Here is a 17,114-nt window from a genome sequence, read left to right as displayed (position 1 = left end):
CATCTTGCACTATGGCTGTACTGGATTCAATGAGTTGCGGGGAAGTGGCCGTAACGGGGCGGGGTGGGGCGGAGACGGGGCGTGACCAGAGCGGGGCGCGGGCGGTGGTGGTGACCGGTGTGTTGGTTCTCGGTGGTTCTGGGGGGTCCGGATGATTTTGGTGACGGGTGCGACCGGTGTAGTGGGGCGGGAGGTGGTCCGGCGGCTTCCTTCGGACCTGGGGGTGCGGGTGATGGTGCGGGATCCGGGGCAGGCTGCCGAGTTCGCGGGGTCGGGAGTGGACGTGGCGGTGGGGGATTTCGGCGATGCCGCGTCGTTGGCTCGGGCCGTGGACGGGGTGAGCGCGGCCTTCGTGGTGACGGTGCGCATCGGGGCCGACGATGACGTGCGCTTTGTTCGTGCGGCGCAGCGGGCGGGAGTGGAGCGGGTGGTGAAGCTGTCCGCCGCGGCCGTGCTGGACCAGGGATCGGTTGACCTGGTGACGCGGTGGCAACGGGCGAATGAGGAGCTGCTGCGGGTGTCGGGGGTCGAGTGGACGTTGTTGCGCCCGCGGGCGTTCATGTCGAACGCGCTCGGGTGGGCCTCTTCGGTGCGGGGAGAAGGGGTGGTGAGGGCGCTGTACGGGGAGTCGGCGTGCGCGTGTGTGGATCCGCGGGATGTGGCGGAGGTCGCGGCGCGGGTGCTGGCGCAGCCCGGGCACGCGGGACGCGCTTACACGTTGACGGGACCGGAGGCCTTGACGGCAGCGGACCAGGCGCGGCAACTGGGGCAGCTTTTGAAGGCACCGTTGCGTTTCGAGGAGTTGACCCGGGGAGCGGCACGGGCGGGCTGGCTGCGACGTTATCCGGCGGCGGTGGCGGAAGCGCTGCTGGAAAGCGCGGAGCGGCAACGAGCGGGTGTCAAGACGCAGGTGGAGGACACGGTGCGGGTGGTGACGGGGCGGCCGCCGGGGTCTTTCCGGGAGTGGGCCAGGGATCATCTGGAGGCGTTCGCCCCGGTGAGGCAGGAGCCCGGGAGCGTCCCGGCGGGGTCGTAGCCCGAAGCGTCCCGATGAGGGTTCCCCACCCCACCGGCGGCCCGTGCAACTGGCCAGTGCGCGACATGGGCGGTCGGCCGAGCCGTTCCGAGCGCTCCGAGGGAGAAACCCGGAATCCTGCCCGACGAGGCCGACCCCGTGATCGACAGGCACGGGCATCCCGGACCACTCCCTCTTCGGCCTCGTACCGATCAGCTTCCACCCCGCTGCCGGTTCGCGGCGGTGGAACTTCACCGTCCTCCACGTCCACGGCCGCCCCGAGATCCTCGGCCCGGCGGACACCTACGGCGTGCTGTCCGCCACCATCGACCACTTCGAGGACCGCTTTCCCGAGCCCTGACGGCTGGCCGCGTGTCTTCCTACGCCACCGGATCGCCCCCGCCGTCACCGGATTCAGGCTGCCCGCCACGAGAGTTGACGGCCGAGGCGAGACTCGGCCAGGACGAGCGCGAAAGCGTCGTCATCGGGTTCGCCGAAGCCCTCGAAGGCGAGCCGCCGTACGCTCATCCCCAACTCGCCCGCGCCATGCGCGACATCCGGAGGAAGCCGTGAGCACCGCGAAGACCACGACGACCACCACCACGACGACCATCTCGAAGGCCACTACGACGACGACCACCGCCCCGGCGGTCACCCTGCGCCGGGTACACCTGGGCGCGGGCGGGCCGTTGAGCGACGTACGGATCGAGAACGCCGTCGTCACGGCCGTCCACCAGGCGGGCGAAGCACCGCACGCCGACGGACAGAGCCACGACCTCGACGGCCGCACCCTGCTGCCGGGCCTCTGGGACTCGCACGTCCACATGGTCCAGTGGGCGGTGTCGCGCCGCCGCCTCGACGTGTCCGGCGCCGGATCGGCGCGGGCCGCGGCGGAGGCGGCCGGCGAACAGGCCGCCACCCTGCCACCCGGCGAAGCGATGATCGGCTACGGCTTCCGCGACGGACTGTGGCCGAGTCCGCCCCACAAGAACCTGCTCGACGCCGTCGTACGGGACCGGCCCGCGCTGCTGATCAGCATGGATCTGCACTCCGCCTGGCTCAACTCGGCCGGACTCGCCCTGGTGGGCCGCGGCGACCATCCCACCGGACTGCTGCGCGAACAGGACTGCATCGAGGCCGTGGCCGCCATGCCCGCCGCCGCGCCGGAGTTGACGGACCAATGGGTCCGGGACGCCTGCGTCGCCGCCGCGGCGCGGGGGATCACCGGCATCGTCGACTTCGAGTACGCCGACAACATCGCCGACTGGGCCCGCCGGATCAACGACGCACCAGTCCCGCTCAGGGTGGCGGCCTCCATCTGGCCCCCGCACCTGGAAGCGGCGATCAGCCGCGGGCTGCGCACCGGCCAGACTCTGGACACCCCCCACGGGCTGCTGGAGGTCGGGCCGTTCAAGCTCTTCACCGACGGCTCGCTCAACACGCGTACGGCGCTGTGCCACGAGGCGTACCCGGGCACGGTCTCCGGCGAACCGGGCTCCCACGGACTGGAGGAGCTGACCCCGCAGGAACTGGTCACCCTGCTGCGCCGCGCCTCCTCCCACGGGATCGTCCCCGCCGTACACGCGATCGGGGACCGCGCCAACGAAATGGCTCTCGACGCCTTCGAGGCGGTCCGCTGCCACGGCCGGATCGAGCACGGCCAACTGCTCGCCGCGAAGGACATCCCGCGCTTCGCCGAACTGGGCGTCACCGTCGGCGTCCAGCCCACCCACGCCGTGGACGACCGGGATGTCGCCGACCACCACTGGGCGGGGCGGACCCATCGCGCCTACGCCTTCGCCGACCTGCTCGCCGCCGGAGCCGTTCTGGAACTGGGCTCCGACGCCCCCGTCGCACCGCTCGACCCCTGGCTGACCATCGCGTCCGCGGTCACCCGGACCGGTGACAGGCGTCCGGCCTGGCACCCCGAACAACGTATTCCGGTCGCGGACGCCCTTGCCGGTTCCACCCGGGGCCGCCGACTGATCCGGGTCGGCGACCCGGCGGATCTGGTGGTGACCGACACCGACCCACTGACAGCCGACGCCCGCACCCTGCGCGACATGCCGGTGCACGCCACCATGCTCGCCGGTTCCTGGACCCACGGACCGTTGCTCTGAACTCATCCTGACCGGCCGGGCCGCGCCGGCGATATCACGGCACTAAGGGCTGTCCCGTAATCCCCGGTGGATCAGCGCGCGGCGTCAGATGCGGTGCATCGCAAGGCGGAGGGTCGTCCTCATACCGGGTGTATTCGGGTGATCCGACAACGCGGCGAGGTGCCGTAGCTGTCGTCGTGCGCCCGCCGGGGATTACGGGACAGCCCTTAGGGTGCTGATCGTGACGACAGAACGATGGGCATTGGGCGGCGACTTGAGTGTCGCGCGGATCGGGTACGGCACGATGAAGCTGACCGGTTGGCCGAGGGGCGACCGGCCCAGCCGGGAGACGGCACTGGGCATCCTGCGCCGTGCCGTGGAACTCGGGGTCAACCACATCGACACCGCGCACTACTACTCCCGTGACGGGGTGGCGGCGAACGAGCTGATCCGCGAGGCGCTGCACCCCTACCCGGACGACCTGGTCATCGTGACCAAGGTGGGCGCGCTGGTCGAGGGTTCCGACATCGCCCTGCCAGCGGGGGAGAAGACCGGCCTCACCCCCGACAACCTGCGCCGGGCCGTCGAGGCGAACCTGCGCTCACTCGGCCTGGACCGCCTGGATGTGGTCAATCTGCGGATGGGGGACCTCGACCGGGCCGAAGCACCTTTCGCCGCGCCCCTGGAAACGCTGCTCGCGCTGCGCGAGGAGGGCCTGATCCGTCATCTGGGCATCTCCAACGTCACGAGCGCCGAGTTCGCCGAGGCCCGCGAGATCGCGCCGATCGCCTGCGTCCAGAACCTCTACAACCTGTCCCAGCGAGACGACGACCCACTCGTCGACGCCTGCGCGGAGGCCGGCGTCGCCTACGTCCCCTTCTTCCCGGTCGGCGGATTCCAGCCGATCACGGCCAAGCATCTGGACGCCGTCGCCGCCCGCCACCGTGTGACCGCGCCGCAGGTGGCCCTGGCCTGGCTGCTGGCCCGATCGCCGAACATCCTGCTCATCCCCGGCACGGGTTCGCTGGACCACCTGGAAGAGAACATCGCCGCCGGTGCGCTGAGGCCGAGCGCGGAGGACATCGCCGAACTCGAGTAGAAACGACCGGAGCCGCGGCTCCCACCGGCATCGGACCACCGTTTCCCAGAAGCACTCAGGAATCAGGCGGCTCATGAACAGGTCCGCGGTTGCTCGTTCCCCCCGCTGACGACGTCTGACGACCTGGCCGCGGAGTCGGTCCCGTGAATGCCGTGCCCCGATCGACCGGCAGCGGCCTGCCCGCTGCCGGTCGCTGTCAGCCGTGCGCCTGCTGGGCGTGCTTGGGCAGAAAGCCCACCAGCAGTAGCGTCAGGAGGTTCAGGCCCGCGGCGATGCCGAAGACCAGTTCCGCGGCGGCGAAGTAGGAATGGACGGACGGGTGCCCGACCCGGGCGAAGAACACCGTGCCGAGGGCGGCGACGCCGATGGCGCCGGCGAACTGCTGGACGGCGTTCAGCAGGCCCGCACCAGTGCCGACTTCCTCGGCGGTGGCATCGCCGATGATGAAATCGACCAGCGGGACGAACACCAGCCCGGAGCCGAAGCCGGTGAACAGCAGCGCGGGCGCCAGCTTCCAGACGGTGATGTCGGCGCCCCAGTGGGCGATGGACCACCACAGGCCCAGCAGGCCGACTACGGCGATGGCCAGTCCCAGGTGCAGGCCGGCGCGCCCCAGCTTCTCGGCGAGCACGGCGCCGGCCAGGAGCACGGCGACGGCGGTGCCGAGGGCCCAGGGAATCAGCGAGAGGCCTGTGTGCAGCGGCGTCCAGTGCATGCCTTGCTGCAGGAGCAGGTTGATGACGAGGACGAACGCGCTCAGTGACGCGTAGAACCCGGCCACGATCATCAGGCCGACGACGAAGCTGCGCTTGCGGAACAGCGACGGTGTGATGACGGGATGCTTGCTGCGCCGTTGGGAGACGACGAACAGGGCGAGCATGACGACCGCGGCGGCCATCATGACGTAGGTCCAGGCGGGCCAGCCGAGTTCGCGTCCCTGGATGAGAGGGACTATGAGCAGCGCGGAGGCCGCGGTGAGCAGGCCGACGCCGGTGAGGTCGAGGCGGGCGGTCGGGTCCTCCCCGCCGTGGTGGGGCAGGACACGCCGGGCGAGTACGAGGGCGGCGATCCCGAACGGGACGTTGATCAGGAAGATGGAGCGCCACTGGCTGCCGAAGAGGTCCAGGTGGAGCAGCCAGCCGGCCAGGATGGGGCCGGCCACCATGCTCAGGCCCATCAGCGGGCCGACCGGGGTCAGTGCCTTGCGCAGGTGCTGGGGCGGGAACACGACCTTCACCAGGGCAAGACCCTGCGGGATCATGACCGACCCGCACAGGCCCTGCAGCGTGCGGGCGACTATCAGGAAGACCGCGTTGGGGGCGAGTCCGCAGGCCAGCGAGGCCAGGGTGAAGCCGGTCATGCCGAGCAGGAACAACCGTCGCCGCCCGAGGAGGTCCCCGAGCCGTCCTGAGGTGACCAGGCCGAGCGCGAAGGCCGCGGTGTAGGCGCTGAGCACCCACTGCACCGTCACCTGGCCGCCGCCGAGGTCGGCGCGGATGGAGGGGCCGGCGAGGTTGGCGATGCCGGAGTCGATCAGATCCATGATGTCGGCCGTGACCACGACGGCCAGGACGAGCCACGCGGTGCGCAGCGGCAGTGTGCTGGTGGTGGGCGCTGGGGATATGTGCTGGGTAGTAGACACGAACACTGTTCTATATCGGATCGACGTTCTGTTCAATACGAACACTGTTCTTTGTGATTCGGAACACCGTTCGTCAATTCGCTAGACTGCCCGTATGTCACCGACTCCTGAGCAGCGGCGCGCGGCGCGGCACCAGCTCGGCACCGACTCGAACGCACCCGCTGCCCGGCGTGGGCCCTCCGGCGGGCGCAAGAAACCGATCACGGTCGATGCGATCATCGGCGCGGCGTTCGGCCTTGTGGAAAGTGAGGGTTACGAAGCCCTGACGATGCGGCGCCTGGCCACCGCGCTGGAGACTGGGCCGTCGTCCCTCTACGCCCACGTGGTCAACAAAGAGGACCTGGACGAGCTGCTCATCGGCCGTCTGTGCGCGGAGATCGACCTGCCCGAGCCGGACCCGGCCGCCTGGCGGCAGCAGATCGTCAGCATCTGTACTCAGCTTCGTGACCAGTATCTGCGCTACCCCGGGATCTCCCGGGCGGCCTTTGCCGCCGCGCCGTCCAATCTGGACACGCTGCGCGTCGCCGAGGGGATGCTCGGCGTCCTGCTCGCCGGGGGCATCGCCCCGCAGGCTGCCGCCTGGGCGGTCGACTCACTGTCGCTCTACGTCAGCGCCTACAGTCTCGAGGTCTCCCTGGCGAACCGGCGGCTCAGCCGCAGTGACGACAACTGGGTCGTCAGCCGCGACGAGCTACTGCGCCGATTCGCGGCACTGCCCGACACCTTCCCCCAGACCAAGCGCTACGCCGCCGAGCTCACCGCCGGGACCGTCCCCGACCGCTTCGACTTCACCATCGGCCTGATGATCGACGGACTTCCGGGTTCACGGCGGAACGCGTGAACGGGCCCGACTCCGTGCTTGCCGCACCGGCAGCCGGGACCCCGTGCATCGGAGGTCGGACCCGGTCGGTTCAGGGGCGGGGCCGGGCGGCGGTGTCGAGGTAGAAGGCGTCGATGCTCTGGACGGCCCGCTCGAACTCCTCCAGGTTGACCGGCTTGGTCACGTAGGCGTTGGCGTGACTGCTGTACGCGCCGGTGACGTCGTCCGGGGCGGTCGACGTGGTGAGGACGACCACGGGGATCGTCTGGAGATCGTCATCGCCCTTGAGGACCTTGAGCAGGTCCCGGCCGTTCATCCGGGGCATGTTCAGGTCGAGGACGATGAGGTCCGGCCGCGGGGTGCCCGGGGTCCGCAGGTGTTCCAGCGCGGCGACTCCGTCGGTGACCTGGACCAGATTGCGGGCTCCGCGCTCGGAGAGGGCTTCCTCGATGAGCATGGCGTCGGCGATGTCGTCTTCGACGAGCAGGACGTCGAAGGGGCGGCTGGGCGTGGTCATTTTCGGATGCTCCGTGGGTTTCTCGTTGGAGTGGTGGAAAAGTCCCGGCCAGCGGCGCCGGGCGCCCTGCCGGGTCATGCCGCAGGCGGCGCCGATCTGTGGGTACCCGGCACCCGCCCGGGCGGCGGCCAGGGCCGCCTGCTGCTGGAGTCGTTCGGTGGCCTGCTTGAGGTGATCCAGCACGTGGAGCAGTGCCAGAGCCGGTGCCGGGTCGTCCGGTGCCGGGTGGGACGGGGCTCTCCGAAGCGTGTGGGCGAGCCGCTGCGCAAGGTCGCCGACCGCCGCGTCCGCGATGGCGGCTGTCTTCTGCGGGGCGATCTGCGATGCGAAATCCTTGCCGGGCATGCTCGGCACTTTAGGTCCCGGAGCAGCTCCGCGACAACAAGGGTTGTCACCCTCTAAGGTGTGCTGCCCCAACTTTTACGACCGATTGCACAGCGAGGAGCCCACAGAATGACCGGCGATGAGAGGCAATCGCGTATGCGAGGGCTTTCCACGTGGACGACCCGCCGGTGGCTTCGTGTCGGGGTGGGCGTGTCCCTGGCGGTTCTCGCCCTGCTCGGGGTGGCGGGAGCATGGGTCCTGGAACGGACCGAGTCGATCAGCGGCGAGCTCGTGGATGTGCGGACTCCGGCGCTGACCAGCGCGATCCGCCTGGAATCGGCCATGCTCAACCAGGAGACCGGCATCCGGGGCTACGGTCTCACCGGCACACCGGACTTCCTCTCTCCCTACCGGCAGGGACTCACCGAGCAGAAGACGACCCTTGCGGAACTGACCGAGCTGCTCAAGGGTGACTCCGCGGGCCTGGACGACCTGAAGACCGTGCGGGATGCCGTGACGAACTGGCAGGAGAGGATCGCCCGGCCCATCGCCGCCGCACCCCCCGGCTCCGCCTCACCGCTGGCCACCGAACGGTCGGCGGAGGGCAAGAGGGCCTTCGACGAGGTACGTGTCGCCCTGAGCGGCCAGCAGGAGCGGCTGCGCGCGGAACGCGTGCAGGCGAGGGACGACCTGATGGCCACGACGGCCTCGCGGAACTGGGTGTTCAGTGCCATCGCGGTGCTCATCGCCCTCCTCACGGCACTGGTCTTCGAAGGACTGCGCCGCGGGATCAACAGGCCGCTGGAGCAGCTCGGCGCGGACGCCAGGGCCATCTCCGGCGGGGACTTCGACCACCCCATCACCCCGACCGGCCCGCTGGACCTGCGGCGGCTCAGCGCCGAGATCGACTTCATGCGCCAACGTCTCGTACGGGAGCTGGCCTTCAGCGAGGAGACCCGGCTGCGCCTGGACGCGCAGGCCGCGGACCTCCAGCGCTCCAACGCCGAGCTGGAGCAGTTCGCGTACGTGGCCTCCCACGACCTTCAGGAGCCGCTGCGGAAGGTCTCCAGCTTCACCCAGCTCCTCCAGCGCCGCTACGGAGGGCAGCTCGACAGCCGGGCCGATCAGTACATCGACTTCGCGGTCGACGGGGCGAACCGCATGCAGACGCTCATCAACGACCTGCTCGACTTCTCCCGGGTCGGGCGGATGCACAACGCCCAGCAGAGCGTCGACCTGGACAAGGTGCTGGAAAGAACCCTGTCCACGCTGAGCGTCGGTATCGAGGAAGCCGGAGCGGCGATCACCCACGATCCGTTGCCGACCATCGTTGCCGACCCCACCCAACTGGGCATGCTCTGGCAGAACCTGATAGGCAACGCCGTCAAGTTCCGCCGCCCGGGCGAAGCGCCGAAGATCCACGTCACGGCGGCCCGCGAAGGCGAACTGTGGCGGTTCACCGTCACCGACAACGGCATCGGCATCGCGCCGGAGTACGCCGACAAGATCTTCGTGATCTTCCAGCGGCTGCACACCAAGGACGCCTACAGCGGCAGCGGAATCGGCCTCGCGATGTGCAAGAAGATCGTCGAATTCCACGGCGGCACCATCAACGTGGACCCGGATTACCACGACGGCGCACGCATCACCTTCACCCTTGCACCCCAACCGCCGGAAAGCCCCGGCCCGTCCACCCTGCCGGAAGCCGCCCGCTCCGTCACGGAGCAGGCACGATGACGTCGACCACGACAGCCGCCCCGCAAGGGGCTTCCGACGAGCCGATGTACCGAATCCTTCTGATCGAGGACGACGAAGGTGACGCCCTGATCGTGGAAGAACTCCTCCACGACACCGGGCTGCGATTCACGCTGACCACCCGGACCACTCTGGCCGAGGCCCGTGCCGAACTGGCGGCCAACCCGATCGACTGCATACTCCTCGATCTGCACCTGCCCGACGTGTCGGGCGTCAACGCGGTCACAGCCGTCCGGGAGCAGGCCCCGCACACGGCGGTGATCGTCCTGACCGGGCTGTCCGAGGACCGGGCGGGCACCGACGCCATGGCCGCCGGAGCTCAGGACTACCTCGTCAAAGGCAAGGTCGAAGCGGATCTGCTGCAGAGGACACTGCGCTACGCCGTCTACCGGAGCCAGACCGAACGCGCGAGCGCCGAAGCCCAGGCCGTCCGGCTGCGGGCGGAGGAGAACGCCCGCCTGGAACGCGGCCTGCTGCCGCAGCCGATGCTCGACACCTCCACGGTGAAAGTGACGTCCCGGTACCTGCCCGGTGCCACCATGGCCCTGCTCGGCGGCGACTTCCTGGACGTGGTCGAGGGAGACGACGGGCTGCTGCACGCCGTCGTCGGCGATGTCAGCGGCCACGGCCCCGACGCCGCCGCGCTCGGTGTCTGTCTCCGCATCGCCTGGCGCTCCCTCGTTCTCGGCGGGCACCGCGGGAACGACCTGCTGCATCTGATGGAACGCATCCTGGTCGCCGAACGCGACAGCCAACAGCTGTTCGCCACCTGCACCCTGCTCACGCTCGATCAGGACTCCGCCACTGCCACCCTCCACCTCGCCGGCCATCACCAACCCCTCCTCACCACGGCTGAGGGGACCCGGGAACTGGACGCCGCGCACGGCATCGCCCTGGGCATCGTTCCCGGGATCCGAAGCTGGCCCTCCACGGTCATCCCGCTCCCGGCCTCCGGAGCCCTGACCCTCTACACCGACGGCCTCACTGAGGGACACAACGGAACGAAGGCCGAGCGGCTCGGTGTCGAAGGGCTGCTCGCGCTGATCGGGGACCTGCCGCCGACAGACCCGGACGCGCACATCGACCTCCTGATCAAGGAGACCCATGCGCTGAACGCGGGCCGGCACTCCGACGACCTGGCCGTGCTCCGCCTCGACTGGGTCAGTCGGCCTGCCCGCCTCTGAGGGCACTGGCCCGATCACCTCGGCGACCTGCGAGTCCTCGAAGCTGACCCGCTCACATCGCTCTGAGGCCCGGCCCTGAACCACTGGTCGTCCGCAGCCGTAGTGCGCGTGGCAGGCGGGCCGCCCGCCGACGGCTGACGACGTTCGGCCGCACACCTAGTGCCGGGATGCCCCCATGTCATTCGACACCCTGACAGATGTCGACATCGAGACCGCACGCGCCGACTACGCGGCGCTGCTGGCACGCGGTCTTGCTCTCGACATCAGCCGAGGCAAGCCGTCCTCGGAACAACTGGACCTGGCCGACGCACTCCTCGCCCTGCCGGGGCCGGGCGACTTCAAGGCGGCGGACGGCACCGATTGCCGAAACTACGGCGGTCTGACGGGGCTGACGGAGCTTCGCGCCATCTTCGCCGACCTGCTGCACGTGCCGACGGAGAACCTGCTGGCGTTGGGCAATTCCAGCCTGAACCTGATGCACGAGGTCGTCTCGCAGGCTTTGCACTCTCCCTTGCCGGGAGCCCAAAGACGTTGGGCCGATGAGGAGGAGATCGTCTTCCTCTGCCCCGTACCCGGCTACGACTGCCATTTCGCGATCTGCAAGCGCTTCGGAATCAGCATGGTGCCCGTCCCGCTTACGGGTCATGGCCCGGACATGGATGTCGTCGAGGCGCTCGTCGCGGCAGATCCGCGAGTCAAAGGTATGTGGTGCGTTCCCAAGTACAGCAATCCGACCGGCGAGATCTACAGCGACGAGGTCGTACGGCGCCTTGCAGCCATGCCTACGGCGGCGCCGGACTTCCGACTGCTTTGGGACGACGCCTATGCCGTGCACCACCTGACTCCCGACAGGAGGGAGGTACTCCCGGTACTCGATGAGTGCGCGTCAGCCGGCAATCCGGACCGTGCCATGGTCTTCGGTTCGACGTCGAAGATCACTCACGCGGGCTCGGGTGTAGCCTTTTTCGGCTCCTCACAGGCCAACGTGTCATGGCTGTTGGACCTGATGAGCAAGCAGACGATCGGGCCGGACAAGATCAACCAGCTTCGGCATGTGCGATTCTTCGGCGACTCGGCCGGAGTGCACGCTCACATGGATCGTCATCGTGCACTCATGGCCCCGCGCTTCGAAACGGTCGATATGGTGCTGCGCGAGGAAGTCGGTTCCCTGGGCGCGGTCAGCTGGACCCGTCCCAGTGGCGGCTATTTCGTGAGCCTCTACGTTCCGGATGGCTGCGCGAGCGTGGTGACGCGTCTCGCTGGCCGGGCCGGCGTCGCGCTGCCCCCGGCCGGCTCCGCGTTTCCTGGCGGTGCCGATCCACGGGACAGGCATATCCGAATTGCGCCAACACATCTGCCCCTGGGGGATCTACGTGAGGCGATGTACGTGATAGCCGTCTGCGTGCGCCTGGCGATCGCAGACGCGACGGAGATTACCCGCGCGGTGTGAAGTGGTGCCGTTGTACGTTTTCGTCGTGAAAGGACAACCATGACCGCGTCCACATACCAGGAGTACCTTCACCTGGATGTGCTCCTCGGCCTCCAGAACCCGGAGTCCCGGGATGCAGAGGGCGATTCAGTCGTTTTGTCCGAGCAGTTCTTCATCATCAGTCATCAGTGCTGTGAACTGATGCTGAAGCAGGTACTGGGCGACCTGGACGCTGCGACGGACAGCCTCAATTCCTTGCCTACGATCGCGGACGTCGAATCGGTGACCGAACTCCTGCATCGGGCAAACCGATTGCTTGAAGTGATAGTGACCCAGACGCGCGCTCTCGACCAGCTGCCGCTGCGCCATTTCGCCGAATTCCGTCCGTACCTGGGCGAGGTGAGCGGAGCCGAGTCTCCACAATTCGCCCGGCTCGAAACGATTCTGGGGGGTGGCGAGCGGCCCGGGCGGCTGTACGGAGCACTCGCCGCCGCGCTGGAGCACCACGGCACATCGGTCTCCCGGGTGTGCCGCCTCGGAGCCCAGGCCGGTGTTTTCCACCGCGCATGCGAACTCTTGATGGACATCGGCAACGGCTTCTGGCAGTGGAAGATCACACATGTCGCCGTGGCGTCCAAGCTGTTGGGATCCCGTCCGGGCACAGGCGGCACGACCGGCACCGAGCACCTGACCCGTCACCTGACCCTTCCGCTCCCGGAACTACGCCTCCTGCGAGGCGAGGCGCACGCCGGCTTGGCCTCCATATAACGCGACTACGGTGAGGGAGTCGCTGTGTTGGCGGCTGTGCGCGAAGTGTGAGACGACGGTATCCGAGCTGAAGCTCTGGCCGTCCACCTCCTGCGCCGGAAGCGGCCACTCGGTCGAAACCGCACCTTGTCTGATCGCGGCGATGGCGTCGACGGCCCGTCCCGCGCTCCGTGTCGTCGTCGCGGGGCCATCACGTGCGGCGGTGTGACGTGGCGGTGTTGAGGCGGGCGGCCTGGCGGGTGAGGTGGTCGCGTTCGGCGAGGGTCTGGGCTTTGTGGGCGGCTTCGCTGTAGAGGCGTGCCGCCGTGGGGAGGTCGCCGTTTCGTTCGTGGAGGTAGGCGGCGGCCGCGGTGTGGCGGGGAAGTGTGTGGTCGAGCGCCGCGAGGGCGGTCAGGCCGGCGCGCGGTCCGTCGGCTTCACCGAGGGCGACCGCGCGGTTGAGCCGGACGATGGGGTTGTCGGTCAGCAGGGTGAGCTCGTCGTACCACTCGACGATCTGGACCCAGTCGGTTTCCTCGGTGGTGGGTGCGTCGGCATGGAGGGCCGCGACCGCGGCCTGGGCCTGGTACTCGCCGAGCCGGTCGCGGGCGAGCGCCGCTTGCAGGATGCCGATGCCCTCGGTGATCGACGCGGTGTCCCACCGGCCGCGGTCCTGTTCGGCGAGGGGGACCAGGCTGCCGTCCGGTGCGGTCCGGGCGGCGCGGCGGGCGTGGTGGAGCAGCATGAGGGCGAGCAGCCCCGCCACCTCGGGGTGGTCGATCGCGGTCGCGAGCTGGCGGGTGAGCCGGATGGCTTCGGCGGCGAGGTCGAGGTCACCGGAGTAGCCCTCGTTGAAGACCAGGTAGAGGACCCGCAGCACGGTGGCCACGTCGCCGGGCTGGTCGAGGCGCACGCCGGCGACGGTGCGTTTGGCCCGGCTGATGCGCTGCGCCATGGTCGCCTCGGGCACCAGGTAGGCCTGGGCGATCTGCCGGGTGGTCAGCCCACCGACGGCGCGCAGCGTGAGCGCGACGGCCGACGACGGTGTCAGCGACGGGTGGGCGCACAGGAAGTAGAGCTGGAGTGTGTCGTCCGCCGCGGTCGTAGGCCCGGGCGCCGGCTCCTCCTCGAGGAGGTCCTCGCGCCGACGCCGGGCGGCGTCCGCCCGTGTCGCGTCGAGGAACCGGTGCCAGGCCACGGTCACCAGCCAGCCCTTCGCGTCCCGCGGCGGGTTGGCGGGCCAGACGCGGACCGCTTGGATGAGTGCGTCCTGTACGGCGTCCTCGGCCGCCGCGAAGTCGGCTCCGCGGCGGACGAGGATTCCGAGCACGCTCGGCGTGAGGCTCCGGAGCAGAACCTCGTTCACTTCCAAAGGCAGTCCGTGACGGTGGACGCCGCGGACAGGAAGGGGCGCAGTTCGAGCCACTCGTGGATCGTCTTCCCGCCCGCTCCGGGGGCTGCCGACAGTTCTCCGGCCAGTTCGAGGGCGCGGTCGTAGGTGTCGACATCGATCACCATCCAGCCCGCGATGAGGTCCTTGGTCTCGGCGAAGGGGCCGTCGGTGACCGGCGGGCGGCCCTCGCCGTCGTACCGGACGAACGTCCCCTCGGGAGCGAGCGCCTGGCTGTCGACGAACTCGCCACTCTCCTCGAGCCGGGCCGCGAAGTCGCTCATGTACTGCACATGCGCCGAGATCTCCTCCGGCGTCCACTGGGCCATCGGCACGTCGTTGACCGGAGCCGGAGCGCCGCGGTAGTGCTTGAGCAGCAAGTACTTGGCCATGATGTTTCTCCTCGGTGCTGGTGCGACCCATTGTGGCCGCGTTCACTCCCGGGACGTAGCCGGCCACGGGATCTCGACATCACCGCCCGATTTCTTTTCGCCGGATGCGCCCCATGGAATGCAGCCGGAACCCTGGGCTCCCTACAGGGGCTGTGGCACTCCTGCATACCGCTGTCGGGGGCCTCCGCTAGAGTCGGCGCGTCCCCGGACAGACGCTCTGCCGCGGGTGTTTGTGCGTGGGGGGATGACGGCACGATGGGGTTCGAACGGCTGGAACTGTCCGGCTACGAGATCCAAGGGGTCCTGGGGCAGGGCGGTTTCGCCACGGTGTACCGGGCGTCGCAGCTCGCGGTGGGCCGCGAGGTGGCGCTCAAGGTGGACAGCAGGGTGCTGGTCTCGCCTCGGGACCGGCAGCGTTTTCTGCGGGAGGTCACCGCTGCCGGTCAGCTGTCCGGGCATCCGCACGTGGTGTCCGTGTACGACGCGGGGGTACTCGGCGACAACCGCCCGTACATGGTCCTGGAGTTGTGTCCCGGCGGCTCGTTGGGTGACCGTCTGCACCGCGACGGACCGCTGTCCGTCAAGGCGGCGTGCGACATCGGCGTGGGGATAGCCGACGCGGTGGCCGCGGCTCACTCCGCCGGGGTACTTCATCGCGACATCAAGCCGGGCAACATCTTGGTCAACCGGTACGGCGGTGTCGCTCTCGCCGATTTCGGACTGGCCGCCATGCCCAGGCCGGGACGGGAAGTCTCGGTCACCCGGGAGGCGTTGACTCCGGCGTACGCGCCGCCCGAGGCCTTCCACATGGCCGAACCGGCCCCGGCAGGCGATGTGTACTCACTCGCGGCGACGCTCTACGCCCTCCTTCTCGGCCGCCCACCGCACTTCCCCGAGGATGGTGGCCAGCTCAGTATCGCGGAACTGATCGTGCGTCACGCCTGGCCGTACCCCGATCTGCCAGGCGTACCGGCGGGCCTCAACGAGGTCCTCGGACACGCCTTGACCGCTGACCCGAGGTACCGGATAGCCGACGCCGGCGTACTGCGAGACGCCCTCGCCGCCGTGAACACGGACACCGTCCATCGGAGCGGCTTCGGGCATACACCCCCGACCAACGCCACGGTCCCAGCCGAGCGGGACGCCGCGCCGGCGCACCACACCGTTCAGGACTCCGTAGCCCCAACGGTGGCTCCCGGAACGTCGGATCGACCGGACGCGGCGGAACCGCCGGTCACCAGCCCGGGATCGGGCGACCGGCACCCCCACAGAAATCGACCCCGTCTGATCGCCGTTCTGGCGGCAGTGGCGGTCTCGGTGAGTGTGTCCGTCACGGTCATCACCTATCAGAACCGGTCGTCGGACAGCCCTGAAACCGCTTCGACCGCGACTGCGTCCACGAGCCCGAGCGCCGACGGGAACACGGGTTTCGGCGGGGTGTCGACCAGCACGCACAACTGCCCGGCCGCCGCGGTCGACGGCCTGGGCGGCAGGTGCCTGACGACGCCTGAGTGCTGGAGCGGAATCACCGACATCTCGGGGACGATCACCGTCAGCCGTGCGGACTGCCAGGTGAAACACGTCTGGGAGACCTTCGCCATCGCCCCGCTGCCCGCGGACGGGATGACGAACAACGCCCGGGACCTGGTCAAGCACCCCGACGTCCGCTCACTGTGCTCGCAGGAGGTCATGCTCAAGTCCAGATCGGCCGCGGGCCGCGAGGTGACCGCGGAGTGGAACACCGACATCCTTCCGCCGACCGCGCAGCAGTGGGCAGACGGTCTGCGGGTCTTCCGCTGTGTCGCCGCGGCGACCACGGAAGACGGAGAAATCACCGGCAGCCGCTTCGGCACAACGGGCTGAATCGTCGCGGGGAGCCGGATCACCGAGGCGGGATGCAGAGGACCAGGGGCGTGCCGCGCCCCGGTCAGGCGTCGGTGGTCCCTCGGTCGTCGAGCCCCAGGTACGCGAAGACGACGTCGCGCAGGGGGCAGGGCGTCCGGGTCGATGTCGACGATCCGTTCTCCCGGCCGGTCCGCCTCGAAACGCACCCGGATGCCCACCGCGTCCTCGACGACGTGCGCGGCCGTGAGGACCCGGCCCGGTGCAACGAGATAGCCCGAGCCGCGACGACCCTGTTCACCGGCCGGCCCGACGATGATCTCCGCGGCCGGCTCCGGCCGCAGGCCCCGGTCAGCGCTCGCCGTCAACCTCGCCACCCGTGATCAGTACCGTCCGGGGCGAACTCCCGTCCGCCGGAACCGCCTTGGGGGTGAGGGTCAGCGTGACCCGCTGGGTCTCGGCGTGCGCGTATTTGCCGTTAGCCCTCGCGTCCACGACCCACAGCCGCACCTTCGCGTCTCCGCCGGCCTCCCGCGTGACGGCGATGGACGCCTCGACCTCCACGGGCCCCAACTCGAAGCGGACGACCTCTCCGTCCCCGTCGGCCGGCGCTGCGGTCAACTGCTTCCGTAACTCCCGGATCATGTCGGCCAGTTCGATCACGGTTCCCCCTTGTGCGGTGCTGATCAGATGCTACAAGTCGCTCGGCGCCGCTATCCGTCGCACACCCGATCTCCGCCCGAATGGCGCGGTTTGCGTACGACCATGCCCTTGCCCGGGGCGATGGCCGTGCAGCCAACACCGCTTTGCCGAGCGGTGGTTCGGCGGCACGGCGACCGCGACTCGGACATCCGGTGCC

At 69.3% G+C, this 17,114-nt stretch carries 15 protein-coding genes; 10 read left to right on the top strand and 5 right to left on the bottom strand.

Going from position 1 to position 17,114, the window contains the following annotated elements:
- Window positions 1–151 precede the first annotated feature (151 nt).
- The 4 genes from ACIBLC_RS29515 to ACIBLC_RS29500 all read left to right on the top strand — a co-directional run bounded on the left by ACIBLC_RS29515 (window position 152) and on the right by ACIBLC_RS29500 (window position 4,213).
- Window positions 152–1,036: an SDR family oxidoreductase gene (locus ACIBLC_RS29515; RefSeq protein WP_399214326.1), complete on the top strand. Its 885-nt coding sequence runs from the start codon at window positions 152–154 to the stop codon at window positions 1,034–1,036.
- A 351-nt stretch (window positions 1,037–1,387) separates the two neighbouring features.
- Complete coding sequence (locus ACIBLC_RS29510; protein WP_399214325.1) at window positions 1,388–1,588, top strand: hypothetical protein; 201 nt, start codon at window positions 1,388–1,390, stop codon at window positions 1,586–1,588.
- Window positions 1,585–3,135 carry an amidohydrolase family protein gene (locus ACIBLC_RS29505; RefSeq protein ID WP_399214324.1) on the top strand — a complete coding sequence of 517 codons (1,551 nt, stop codon included), beginning with the start codon at window positions 1,585–1,587 and terminating at the stop codon, window positions 3,133–3,135. The genes ACIBLC_RS29510 and ACIBLC_RS29505 overlap by 4 nt, the downstream gene beginning before the upstream one ends.
- A 220-nt stretch (window positions 3,136–3,355) precedes the next feature.
- Window positions 3,356–4,213, top strand: a complete 858-nt coding sequence (locus ACIBLC_RS29500; RefSeq protein ID WP_399214322.1) for an oxidoreductase — start codon at window positions 3,356–3,358, stop codon at window positions 4,211–4,213.
- A gap of 196 nt (window positions 4,214–4,409) precedes the next feature.
- Here ACIBLC_RS29500 and ACIBLC_RS29495 read toward each other — a convergent pair whose 3' ends face one another.
- Entirely contained in the window at window positions 4,410–5,855 is a 1,446-nt protein-coding gene (locus tag ACIBLC_RS29495; RefSeq protein WP_399214321.1) for a DHA2 family efflux MFS transporter permease subunit, read from the bottom strand.
- A 94-nt stretch (window positions 5,856–5,949) separates the two neighbouring features.
- On the opposite strand from ACIBLC_RS29495, the gene ACIBLC_RS29490 reads away from it, so the two are divergent.
- Complete coding sequence (locus ACIBLC_RS29490; RefSeq protein ID WP_399214320.1) at window positions 5,950–6,696, top strand: TetR/AcrR family transcriptional regulator; 747 nt, start codon at window positions 5,950–5,952, stop codon at window positions 6,694–6,696.
- Window positions 6,697–6,766: 70 nt separating this feature from the next.
- Here ACIBLC_RS29490 and ACIBLC_RS29485 read toward each other — a convergent pair whose 3' ends face one another.
- The gene (locus ACIBLC_RS29485; protein ID WP_399214319.1) at window positions 6,767–7,537 is read right to left on the bottom strand and encodes a response regulator; all 771 of its coding nucleotides are present in this window, start codon (window positions 7,535–7,537) and stop codon (window positions 6,767–6,769) included.
- 108 nt (window positions 7,538–7,645) lie between these two features.
- On the opposite strand from ACIBLC_RS29485, the gene ACIBLC_RS29480 reads away from it, so the two are divergent.
- From ACIBLC_RS29480 to ACIBLC_RS29465, 4 genes are all read left to right on the top strand, one after another.
- Window positions 7,646–9,253: a CHASE3 domain-containing protein gene (locus ACIBLC_RS29480; RefSeq protein ID WP_399214318.1), complete on the top strand. Its 1,608-nt coding sequence runs from the start codon at window positions 7,646–7,648 to the stop codon at window positions 9,251–9,253.
- Window positions 9,250–10,455 (top strand): PP2C family protein-serine/threonine phosphatase, encoded by a 1,206-nt coding sequence (locus ACIBLC_RS29475; protein ID WP_399214317.1) that lies wholly within the window; start codon window positions 9,250–9,252, stop codon window positions 10,453–10,455. The genes ACIBLC_RS29480 and ACIBLC_RS29475 overlap by 4 nt, the downstream gene beginning before the upstream one ends.
- Before the next feature lie 175 nt (window positions 10,456–10,630).
- Entirely contained in the window at window positions 10,631–11,905 is a 1,275-nt protein-coding gene (locus ACIBLC_RS29470) for an aminotransferase class I/II-fold pyridoxal phosphate-dependent enzyme (RefSeq protein ID WP_399214316.1), read from the top strand.
- A 39-nt stretch (window positions 11,906–11,944) separates the two neighbouring features.
- Window positions 11,945–12,652 (top strand): tryptophan 2,3-dioxygenase family protein, encoded by a 708-nt coding sequence (locus ACIBLC_RS29465; RefSeq protein ID WP_399214315.1) that lies wholly within the window; start codon window positions 11,945–11,947, stop codon window positions 12,650–12,652.
- Between the two features lie 190 nt (window positions 12,653–12,842).
- On the opposite strand, the gene ACIBLC_RS29460 is transcribed toward ACIBLC_RS29465, so the two are convergent.
- Together ACIBLC_RS29460 and ACIBLC_RS29455 are read right to left on the bottom strand one after the other, a co-directional pair.
- Entirely contained in the window at window positions 12,843–13,997 is a 1,155-nt protein-coding gene (locus ACIBLC_RS29460) for an RNA polymerase sigma factor (protein WP_399214314.1), read from the bottom strand.
- A complete protein-coding gene (locus ACIBLC_RS29455; RefSeq protein WP_399214313.1) occupies window positions 13,994–14,413 on the bottom strand; it encodes a YciI family protein in 420 nt (139 codons plus the stop codon). The genes ACIBLC_RS29460 and ACIBLC_RS29455 overlap by 4 nt, the downstream gene beginning before the upstream one ends.
- A gap of 255 nt (window positions 14,414–14,668) precedes the next feature.
- On the opposite strand from ACIBLC_RS29455, the gene ACIBLC_RS29450 reads away from it, so the two are divergent.
- Complete coding sequence (locus ACIBLC_RS29450) at window positions 14,669–16,276, top strand: serine/threonine-protein kinase (RefSeq protein WP_399214312.1); 1,608 nt, start codon at window positions 14,669–14,671, stop codon at window positions 16,274–16,276.
- A 330-nt stretch (window positions 16,277–16,606) separates the two neighbouring features.
- Here ACIBLC_RS29450 and ACIBLC_RS29445 read toward each other — a convergent pair whose 3' ends face one another.
- Window positions 16,607–16,918 (bottom strand): trypco2 family protein, encoded by a 312-nt coding sequence (locus ACIBLC_RS29445; protein WP_399214311.1) that lies wholly within the window; start codon window positions 16,916–16,918, stop codon window positions 16,607–16,609.
- Between the last annotated feature and the right edge of the window lie 196 nt (window positions 16,919–17,114).

Origin of the sequence: Streptomyces sp. NPDC050535 (genome assembly GCF_044457665.1) — a bacterium.
In the GTDB taxonomy this organism is placed as follows: Bacteria; Actinomycetota; Actinomycetes; order Streptomycetales; family Streptomycetaceae; genus Streptomyces.
This window is presented reverse-complemented; position numbering and strand designations above follow the sequence as displayed.

Excerpts from the sequence above, each read along its gene's own strand:
- ACIBLC_RS29515 (WP_399214326.1), top strand. The coding sequence starts at position 152 with ATGATTTTGGTGACGGGTGCGACCGGTGTAGTGGGGCGGGAGGTGGTC.
- ACIBLC_RS29490 (WP_399214320.1), top strand. The coding sequence starts at position 5,950 with ATGTCACCGACTCCTGAGCAGCGGCGCGCGGCGCGGCACCAGCTCGGC.
- ACIBLC_RS29485 (WP_399214319.1), bottom strand. The coding sequence starts at position 7,537 with ATGCCCGGCAAGGATTTCGCATCGCAGATCGCCCCGCAGAAGACAGCC.
- ACIBLC_RS29480 (WP_399214318.1), top strand. The coding sequence starts at position 7,646 with ATGACCGGCGATGAGAGGCAATCGCGTATGCGAGGGCTTTCCACGTGG.
- ACIBLC_RS29475 (WP_399214317.1), top strand. The coding sequence starts at position 9,250 with ATGACGTCGACCACGACAGCCGCCCCGCAAGGGGCTTCCGACGAGCCG.
- ACIBLC_RS29470 (WP_399214316.1), top strand. The coding sequence starts at position 10,631 with ATGTCATTCGACACCCTGACAGATGTCGACATCGAGACCGCACGCGCC.
- ACIBLC_RS29465 (WP_399214315.1), top strand. The coding sequence starts at position 11,945 with ATGACCGCGTCCACATACCAGGAGTACCTTCACCTGGATGTGCTCCTC.
- ACIBLC_RS29455 (WP_399214313.1), bottom strand. The coding sequence starts at position 14,413 with ATGGCCAAGTACTTGCTGCTCAAGCACTACCGCGGCGCTCCGGCTCCG.
- ACIBLC_RS29450 (WP_399214312.1), top strand. The coding sequence starts at position 14,669 with ATGGGGTTCGAACGGCTGGAACTGTCCGGCTACGAGATCCAAGGGGTC.